General features: G+C 27.9%; 9 protein-coding genes and 1 pseudogene. 1 reads left to right on the top strand and 9 read right to left on the bottom strand.

Features of this window, described 5'->3' with window-relative positions:
• The 9 genes and pseudogenes from BN899_RS01655 to BN899_RS19250 form a co-directional block, all read right to left on the bottom strand.
• A partial coding sequence (locus BN899_RS01655; protein ID WP_042272020.1) for a sensor histidine kinase occupies nucleotides 1-921 on the bottom strand: 921 nt, incomplete at its 3' end.
• 45 nt (nucleotides 922-966) lie between these two features.
• Nucleotides 967-1,119 (bottom strand): aspartyl-phosphate phosphatase Spo0E family protein, encoded by a 153-nt coding sequence (locus tag BN899_RS18490; RefSeq protein WP_081712128.1) that lies wholly within the window; start codon nucleotides 1,117-1,119, stop codon nucleotides 967-969.
• Between the two features lie 219 nt (nucleotides 1,120-1,338).
• Nucleotides 1,339-1,932: a YmaF family protein gene (locus tag BN899_RS20300; RefSeq protein ID WP_175576968.1), complete on the bottom strand. Its 594-nt coding sequence runs from the start codon at nucleotides 1,930-1,932 to the stop codon at nucleotides 1,339-1,341.
• Nucleotides 1,933-2,150: 218 nt separating this feature from the next.
• Complete coding sequence (locus BN899_RS01645; protein WP_147568467.1) at nucleotides 2,151-2,582, bottom strand: hypothetical protein; 432 nt, start codon at nucleotides 2,580-2,582, stop codon at nucleotides 2,151-2,153.
• 179 nt (nucleotides 2,583-2,761) lie between these two features.
• Entirely contained in the window at nucleotides 2,762-3,673 is a 912-nt protein-coding gene (ylqF, locus tag BN899_RS01640; RefSeq protein WP_330362411.1) for a ribosome biogenesis GTPase YlqF, read from the bottom strand.
• Nucleotides 3,674-3,897: 224 nt separating this feature from the next.
• A complete protein-coding gene (locus BN899_RS01635; protein ID WP_042272015.1) occupies nucleotides 3,898-5,058 on the bottom strand; it encodes a cyclically-permuted mutarotase family protein in 1,161 nt (386 codons plus the stop codon).
• Nucleotides 5,059-5,198: 140 nt separating this feature from the next.
• Nucleotides 5,199-6,206: a MalY/PatB family protein gene (locus BN899_RS01630; RefSeq protein WP_242824044.1), complete on the bottom strand. Its 1,008-nt coding sequence runs from the start codon at nucleotides 6,204-6,206 to the stop codon at nucleotides 5,199-5,201.
• 226 nt (nucleotides 6,207-6,432) lie between these two features.
• A pseudogene (locus BN899_RS01625) lies at nucleotides 6,433-7,292 on the bottom strand (M24 family metallopeptidase).
• A 69-nt stretch (nucleotides 7,293-7,361) separates the two neighbouring features.
• Nucleotides 7,362-8,042, bottom strand: a complete 681-nt coding sequence (locus tag BN899_RS19250) for a M20/M25/M40 family metallo-hydrolase (protein WP_042272012.1) — start codon at nucleotides 8,040-8,042, stop codon at nucleotides 7,362-7,364.
• Between the two features lie 170 nt (nucleotides 8,043-8,212).
• Between BN899_RS19250 and manA the strand changes: the two genes are divergently transcribed.
• Entirely contained in the window at nucleotides 8,213-9,157 is a 945-nt protein-coding gene (manA, locus tag BN899_RS01615; protein ID WP_042272009.1) for a mannose-6-phosphate isomerase, class I, read from the top strand.
• Nucleotide 9,158: the final 1 nt, after the last annotated feature.

Genomic DNA, 9,158 nt, shown 5'->3' with positions numbered 1-9,158 from the left:
ACTATTATCTATATTTTCACAAGCTTCAATAGCATTGTCTAATATATTTCCAAATATAACACATATATCAAAATCATTTATATTGAGTGTTTCAGGTATTTTTATATCCATAATTAAATTTATATTTTTTGAATTACATTCTTCTATTTTATTACTTAATATCGCATCAATTATTTTATTTTTACTTATCTTTTTACTCTCTACTTCTTTAATTTCTTGTGTTACAGATCTTATATAGTCCTTGGCTTCTTGGTATTCTTCATTTTCTAAAAGATCTAATATTAAAGTAGAATGTTTTTTTATATCATGCCAATGTCTTTTTACTTCATCTTGATGTTTCTTTATATCATTATAATGCTTCCATTGATAATTCAATTGTTTATTTAATATTTCTACTTTGTGGTTTAAAATTTCATTTTTTATATTTTTTTTTCTGTATTCATGTATTATTATAATTAATATTAATAGCATTATTAATATTATAGATACTACAAAATATTTTAAATATTTATATTCATTTGACCTCTTTAATTGTGAATTAACATTACCTAAATTTTCATTCAGATATATTAATCTATTTACTATATAAAATGTTTTAGTATTTATATTTTTATATTTAAGTAGATAGCCTGATATTTCAGATTTATACTCATCTTTAGTATTATACATATAATTTGATATTGTTCCTTGTTTTATATATGAATTAGCTAATAAAATTTTATATATTATATCATGTACTTTCTGATCTTCAATTAAATTAATATGTTTTATATCATAATTTTTTACTATTTTACAATCTTTTTTATAGTTATAATATGTATCCATATTTTTATAAACATCTAGTATTTCTTCTCTCATTATGCTTCCAAAACTAATAAATAGCACTAATACTAGTGCTATAGGCATTACTTTATTATTCAATAAAAACTCCCCTTATTAATTTGTTATGCTATAAATTAGTTTTATCTAATTTTTTAGTTTCATTTCTTTAGTAATTAATACGTCTAACTCACGACTTAGTTTTAATACTTCACTACTTTTAATTCCATACTTATCTATTGCTTCATGCAATTTTAATTTTTTATCTATCCTCTTGTCTATTATATCTTTTAGTTCCATAGCAAACACCCCATTGAATAGTATTTAGATAATTTCATTTAAATATATACAATACAATACTTTTTTTGCCAATTATTATCAATACAAATGTAGCCAATTGCCTAAAATTAGTATTTAATAATAAAAATGAGCATAATCAGTTTATATAATAAAACATAATTATGCTCATTTATTATTTAACTATTTAAATTTTATCTACATATTTAATATAACTTAAAATTATACTAATGGTGCATCTATTTGTGTAGTAAATAAGAATGCATGTCTATGCTCATCGTTTACTGAAGTAAATCCTCTTACAAGATGGATATGTTTGTTAGTACCTGGTATAAATAAAGCTGGACCTGTAAATATATCTATTCTATGAAAATGGTCTAAGAAATCTGTTCTAGTGTCAACTCTATGAACGTGGTTTCTTCCATTATTTATTGGTATAGCTTGACCTGTAACAGCTGCAGTACGGTGGTTGTGTCTATCATTTCCCATTTCTGCTAATTTTACACTTTCTTCAAGTTCATGCACGTGTCTTTGTGGTCTATTTTGATTAAAAACGCTCTCAAAATTTCTTTCTCTATCTCTGTCAAATTCTCTCTCACATTCTCTACGGCATTCTCTCTCACATTCTCTGTCTCTATCTCTATCTCTGTCAAATTCTCTCTCGCATTCTCTACGGCATTCTCTCTCACATTCTCTGTCTCTATCTCTATCTCTGTCAAATTCTCTCTCGCATTCTCTACGGCATTCTCTCTCACATTCTCTGTCTCTATCTCTATCTCTGTCACATTCTCTAAAACATCTAAAGTTCTCATTCATATTAGACTATCTCCCTTATATTATATTAAGAAAATCATTATTTTGATTTCTTTAATATACTATATGCTATATTGTCGAGAATGTTCTTTATTTGTAGAATTTTCTAAAAATTCATTTATAAATATATAAAAAAATGCTATTGAATTTTTTCAATAGCATTTATTTTATATCTTCAATTAATTATTCAATATCTTCTGGCACTTCTAGCGTAATTCTTCCTAGAATCTTTCTCTATCTCTGTCTCTATCGTTTCTATTTCTACAACATTCTCTACAGCATTCTCCACAACATCTTCCATCTCTATCTCTATCTCTATCTCTGTCTCTATCTCTGTCGTTTCTATTTCTACAACATTCTCTACAACATTCTCCACAGCATCTTCCATCTCTATCTCTGTCTCTATCTCTATCTCTGTCTCTGTCTCTGTCGTTTCTATTTCTACAACATTCTCTACAACATTCTCCACAGCATCTTCCATCTCTATCTCTGTCTCTATCTCTGTCGTTTCTATTTCTACAACATTCTCTACAACATTCTCTACAACACTCTCTACGGCTTTCTCTATCTCTATCAAATCTATCTCTATCACAATCTCTATCAAACCTATCTCTATCAAACCTATCTCTAAAACAGTTGAATTGTTGACTCATATTGAACTATCTCCCTTATATTATATTAAGAAAACCCTTGTCTTGATTTTCTTAATATAATATATGTTATTTTGTCGAAAATGTTCTTTTTTTGTAGAATATTTTAGAAATTCATTTGTAAATATATAAAATAAAGGCTATTGAAATTTCAATAGCCTTTATTTTATATATTCGATTAATTATTTAATATCTTCTGGTACTTCTAAAGTAATTCTTCCTATTTTACCTTCTCTAAATTCATTTAAAACAGTTGTAGCTATACGAGTATAGTCTAATTCTTTTCTTCCAGTTATAAATCCTCTTTTACGACCTATCATATCCATAGTTTCTATATCTGATTCACCTAATTCTTCTAACTTATATCTAGCCTTTAATTTTTCTGGCTCTATTACCATTAATTTTCCGATAAGTCTTAATGCTAAAGTTTCAATATCTAGTATTTCATCTTTTATAGCTCTACTAAATGCTAAGTTAAGTGCAACTTCTTGGTCTTCAAACTTAGGCCATAGTATACCTGGAGTATCTAATAACTCTAAGTTACCTTTTAATCTAACCCATTGCTTACCTTTTGTTACTCCTGGCTTGTCTCCAGTTTGAGTACTTCTTCTTCCAGTTAATTTATTTATAATAGAAGATTTACCAACATTTGGAACTCCAACTATCATTATTCTTATAGGTCTTTCTTTTCTACCTTTATCTTTTAGGGCATCCATTTTTTCTTTAGTTACATTTTTACACTCATCTATTAGTTTATTTAGTCCTAAACCTTTCATAGTGTCTATAGGTATAGCCTTTATACCTTGATCTTTATAGTACTTTATCCATCTGTCTAACTTAGCTTTATCGGCTAAATCACTTTTATTTAGTATAACAACTCTTGGTTTATTTCCTGCAAGCTTGTCTATATCAGGGTTTTTACTACTAAATGGTATTCTAGCATCTAAAAGTTCTACTACAACATCAACTAACTTTAAGTTATCTCTAACTAAGTCTCTAGTTTTTTTCATATGTCCAGGATACCAGTTTATATGTAAATCGTCGTCTCTAAGATAATCATCATAGTCGACTCTCATTTTATCTCCTCTTGCCATAATTATCACTCCTTTATGTAAACTACTTCGATCTTTTATTTTTAACCTTTTCATTATACCATAAGATTCTTTTTTTTGCTTATCTAATATTTTAAAGTATTTACTCCTATTATTTCTATAATCTATATATTTTAAACTTTTATATAAAAATAAAATCGTACCTATCATATTCTGCTAAGCACGATTTTATCCTCATCCTTCAAAACTTTTCCCTTTACCTATTTTTATTTGTAAACTAAAGTTCCTACATAAGTTCTATTAGTTCTAGTTCCTGGTTTAATTTCTCCATTTATTGAATATATATTATCTCCATCGAGAACTAATCCTTCTCCACAAGGTGCATCAAATGGAACTTCTCCTATTGAACTCCACTTATCATCAGTTGCATTATAAACTAATATTTTTTTATTCCATCTTAATTCAGATGGATCTGCTCCAAAGTATTGTTCTTTAAAATCAGCTAGTTCTTTATCTTTTAATTCTCCCATAGTTTTTACTGCATGATCATAAACAGTTTTATTAAATCCTCCTATTACAAGCATCTCTTCATCATTAAGCTTAACTGAGCCTGCTCCTAAAAGTGAAATTTCTTCATCTTCAATTTTGACATTTGAAACTTTGCTCCATGAATTTTTTGATATATCATATTTATATCCATCTGTATAAGCAGTTTTATCTCCACCGCTAAATACATATATACTATCTCCTAAAAATTGAACTACTGATTGGTTTCTAGTTTTCTCTCCTGGAATTGGTTCTAAGGCTTTTACTTCTCCGTTTTCTATATTGAACTCATATATTTTATTACTAGGTTCACCATTTTGTTTTCCTAAACCAACATATATTTTATTATCTCTTTTCACTGCAATTCCATCACTAAATGTAAATGGCAGGTCCCCTATATGCTTTGTATTAAGTTTACCCTTATCATCAGTCGTAAATAAAGTCACATTATCTCCTTCTTTTTCGTCAGGACTTCCTCCAATGTAATAAACACCTTCATCAGTAGTTATTGAACTTCCATATCCTATTTCATAATCTAAAGTTGTATGATTAACTTGCTTTAACCTTCCATCTTCTTTCTTTAATACATAAACATCTGGATAATGCTTTTTAGTTCCACCTTTTGCTACTGGCTCATCTGGGAAGTTAGCTCCTCCGCCTGCAATAATAAAATCACCTGATTTTCCAGAAAGCAGTCCTGCTGTTCCAATGTTTTTGTCATATCCATTTTGTCCCTCTAAATCTCCAGCATGTTCCCAAAGAATTCTCTTTATATCGCCTTTGTTACTATCAGTGATTTTCTCTGTTGCCGAAGTACTACTGCATCCAGCAAAAAGTGCTGCTGAAAGCAATACTGCTACAGTTGCTGATACCCTTTTCATTTTATCCTCCTTTTGATAATCCCATCATTGGAATTTTTTTTCATATTTACTATAAATGTAACAGATTCATATTGTATCATCAACTGTATTATGAATTATTTTGAAAATTTATTTCATTTTAGATTATATCTTATTTTACCTTAATACGATTTATTAAACTTATTCATAAACTCATCTATTCTATTTAGTGCATTGACTACATTTTCTCTTTGTGTTCCTAAGTTTATTCTTATATAACCTTCCCCATCATTTACAAAATGACTTCCATCTTCTACTAATACACCAACCTCTAATGCTAATCTATTTGTTAATTCCTTAGCACTTATTCCTAACTTACTTATATTTATCCATGCTAAATAAGAAGATTCCATTTTCATTATACTTATATTTTCATACTTATTTACCCAAGACTCTAAAATCTCATAATTCCCCTTTATATATTTATTTACTCCTACTAACCAGTCTCTACATTCATCATAAGCACTAATTAAACCTATTATTCCAAATACATTTGGTGATGTTATAGAATTTTGCTGTAACTTTGACTTAAATATCTCTCTTAGTTCTTTATTTTTGATTATTGAGTAAGATGTTTTTAATCCTCCAAGATTAAATCCTTTATTTGGTGAAGTTAATAGTATTACATTTTCTAATAATTCATCTTCTATATTTAAGATAGAGTTGAATTCTCCATAATGAATATGTTCAGCATGAACTTCATCAGCTATTAAAATAACACTATTTTCTTTACAAATCCTTGCTACCTTACTCATTTCTTCAATTGTCCATATTCTTCCTGATGGATTCTGTGGTGTGCAAAACATCATTAATTTTGGTTTATGATTTTTAATTTGTTCTTCTAATAAGTCAAAGTTTATATAGTATCTATTATCAATCACATCTAATGTATTATTTATAACTTTAACTCCTTGTTTTTTTGCACTTGATTCAAAAGGATCATATACTGGAGTATTTAATATTATACTATCTCCTTCTTTACAAAATGCTTGTACTGTATAATGAAGTGTTGATACTGTTCCGTAAGTTAAAGTTATTTCTTCTTTTTTAACTTCTACTTTATGCATATCCTTTTGCCAATTTATAACTGAATTATAAAACTCATCATAACAGTAAGTATACCCAAACACCTCTCTTAACAGCTTCCATAAATCTATCTTTTATTATATTTATATCTCATTTTCTGCGCTTTTCACTAACTCTATCTGGTTTATAATCAAAATTATACATACTCATATCCTCTTTCTACTTAGCCTTTATATTTTAATTTTTATTAGCTCTTTAGTTGATTTAATAAGTTTTTCACATCCATCTTTAGTTATTAGAACATCATCTTCTATTCTTACTCCACCAAGATTAGGTATATATACCAGGCTCTATTGTAATTACCATACCTTCTTTAATTACTTCCAAACTATTAGGCGCTAATGATGGATATTCATGAACCATAATACCAACTCCATGTCCTAAGTTGTGACCAAAGTAATCTCCATATCCTTCTTTATCTATTATGTCTCTTGCTATTTTATCAATATCTCCAGTTGACATTCCTGGTTTCAATAATCTTATTGCTTCCTCATTTGCTTTTTTACTATATTATAAATTTTATTTAACTCATCATTTCCGTCCCCCATAGATATAGTTCTTTTAATATCTGAACAATAGTTATTAAACCTAACTCTAAAATCAAATGTTACAAATTCTCCTTTTTCTATTACCTTATCACTTGCTTTTCCATGAGGAAGAGCTCCCCTTAAACCTGATGCAACTATTACATCAAATGATTCCTTTTGGCCTCCTTGTTCTTTTATATACTCTAACTCTTTTTCATCTTTTTTATATCTAAGTTTAGATAAATCAACTGAAACTAAGTCTACATTTATATTTTCATCCATAATATTATAGCTATCAAATGAGATTTCGCTACCTTCAAATCCAATGCTATTTATATTTTCTATTTCACATATTTTATTAACTATATCAAAGTATGTTTTTTCTTTGTTCATTAATATTACTTCAAAGTCTTTAGCCTTTTCCTTCATATCTTCAAAATATCTAAAGTCAATTATTATATATTGACTTTTATTAGTTATAAATACATATCCTGAAGGACTATAAAGACTTACAATATAAAACTTATTATTTGAACTATTTAAAAGTATTGCATCTACATTATTTTTATTTAAATATCCTCTTATGTTATCTATTCTACTCATAATACTCCTCCTTAAATATAAAGAAAGGGAGTTCTAATTTTTAATTAGTTCCCCCATTTTTTATTTAAATTAGTCGTTATTTACAACTATTTTTCCTTCTTTTATTAATTTGTTTCTATATAATATGTTTCCTATTGCAACAAATAAGGCACCTAAAGTTATTCCTGTTAATGCTCCAACTATATTTAAAGGTATAACAAACCCTGGTCTTTCAAGTGCAAATGGTATAGCTCCTTCTGATATTCCCATAAATGCTAAAAATATTGATGTTTTTCCAGATTGATAAAATTGCTTATCATAAACTCTTCTTCCAATTAATCTCTTATCTAATAAAGTTGTTAATCCTATTGAAGGTATAACTCCTGAACCTTTTTCTCCATTTAATACTGGAAACTTTGCATCTGGCGTAAAACCGTAAATTCCATATGGTTCTTTTGAATAATAATGATTAATACACTTAAATCCGCTTTCTTCATTTCCACCAACTATAAGCCTTACTTTTCTATTTAGCTTTATATTCATATCTCTAATCATTTTTATTGCTAAAAAACAAGCTATCATAGGACCTTTATTATCACATACACCTCTACCTATTAATTTATCATTATCTACTTTAAGCTCAAATGGATTACTATTACATCCTTCTCCTACATTAACAACATCACAATGACCAAATATGTCTATATGTTCATCTTCATCTCCATACTCAATATATACAGAATGATTATCTACATTATACTTTATGCCCATTTAAGGGACAATCAACTTTATTATCTTGATTTTAATTTTATTTATAATATAATTGTTAATATATTATTAAAATTCGCTTTGCTCATGTCGCCAACAACCTTTAAAACCAGGTCTGTTGCTCAAGCTTAGCGATTAAGATAAAAAATTATTACAACTAGGGGGCTATATTTATGGAACCATTATTTTTAAATCCTTTATTCATGTATAGAATATGGGGTGGAACTGCTTTAAGGAATGAATTTAATTATGATATACCATCTGAAAATACAGGTGAATGTTGGGCTATTAGCTCTCATGAAAATGGAGATTGCACAGTGGCTAATGGACCATTTAAAGGTATGACATTATCTAAACTATGGAGTGAACATAGAGAGCTTTTTGGAAATGTTAAAGGTGATAAATTCCCTCTACTTACTAAAATATTAGATGCAAATGATAACTTATCAGTTCAAGTTCATCCTAATGATGAGTACGCAAATATTAATGAAAATGGAGAACTTGGTAAAACTGAATGTTGGTATATAATTGATTGTGATGATGATGCTGAAATGATATTTGGACATAATGCCTCATCTCGTGAAGAGTTATCTGAAATGATACATAATAATAAATGGGATAGTTTACTTAGAAAAATTAAAATAAAAAAGGGAGATTTCTTCTATGTTCCAAGTGGAACTATACATGCATTATGCAAAGGAACTTTAGTTTTAGAGACTCAACAAAATTCTGATACAACTTATAGAGTTTATGACTATGATAGAGTTGATAATAACGGCAATAAACGTGAACTTCATGTACAAAAATCTATAGATGTTACAACAGTTCCCCACATTGAAAGTTATAACACTTATAACACAGTTACAAAAGATAATTTTGAATGCACTACTTTTATAAGTAATGAATTATTTAGTGTTCATAAACTAAATGTATTCTCTAAGTGTGAATTTAATCATGACAAACCATTTTCTTTATATAGTGTTTTAGAAGGAGGAGGTTCTTTGACTTGTAATAATATGCAGTACCCTTTAGTTAAAGGTACCAACTTTATACTACCTTCAACTATTAAAGAATTTAAATTAAACGGAAATATGGAAATGATTGTTTCTCATATATAAT

Origin of the sequence: Faecalimicrobium dakarense (assembly GCF_000499525.1) — a bacterium.
Lineage (GTDB): Bacteria > Bacillota > Clostridia > Peptostreptococcales > Peptostreptococcaceae > Faecalimicrobium > Faecalimicrobium dakarense.
The sequence above is the reverse complement of the archived record's forward strand: the minus strand, read 5'-3'. Positions and strand labels throughout refer to the sequence as shown.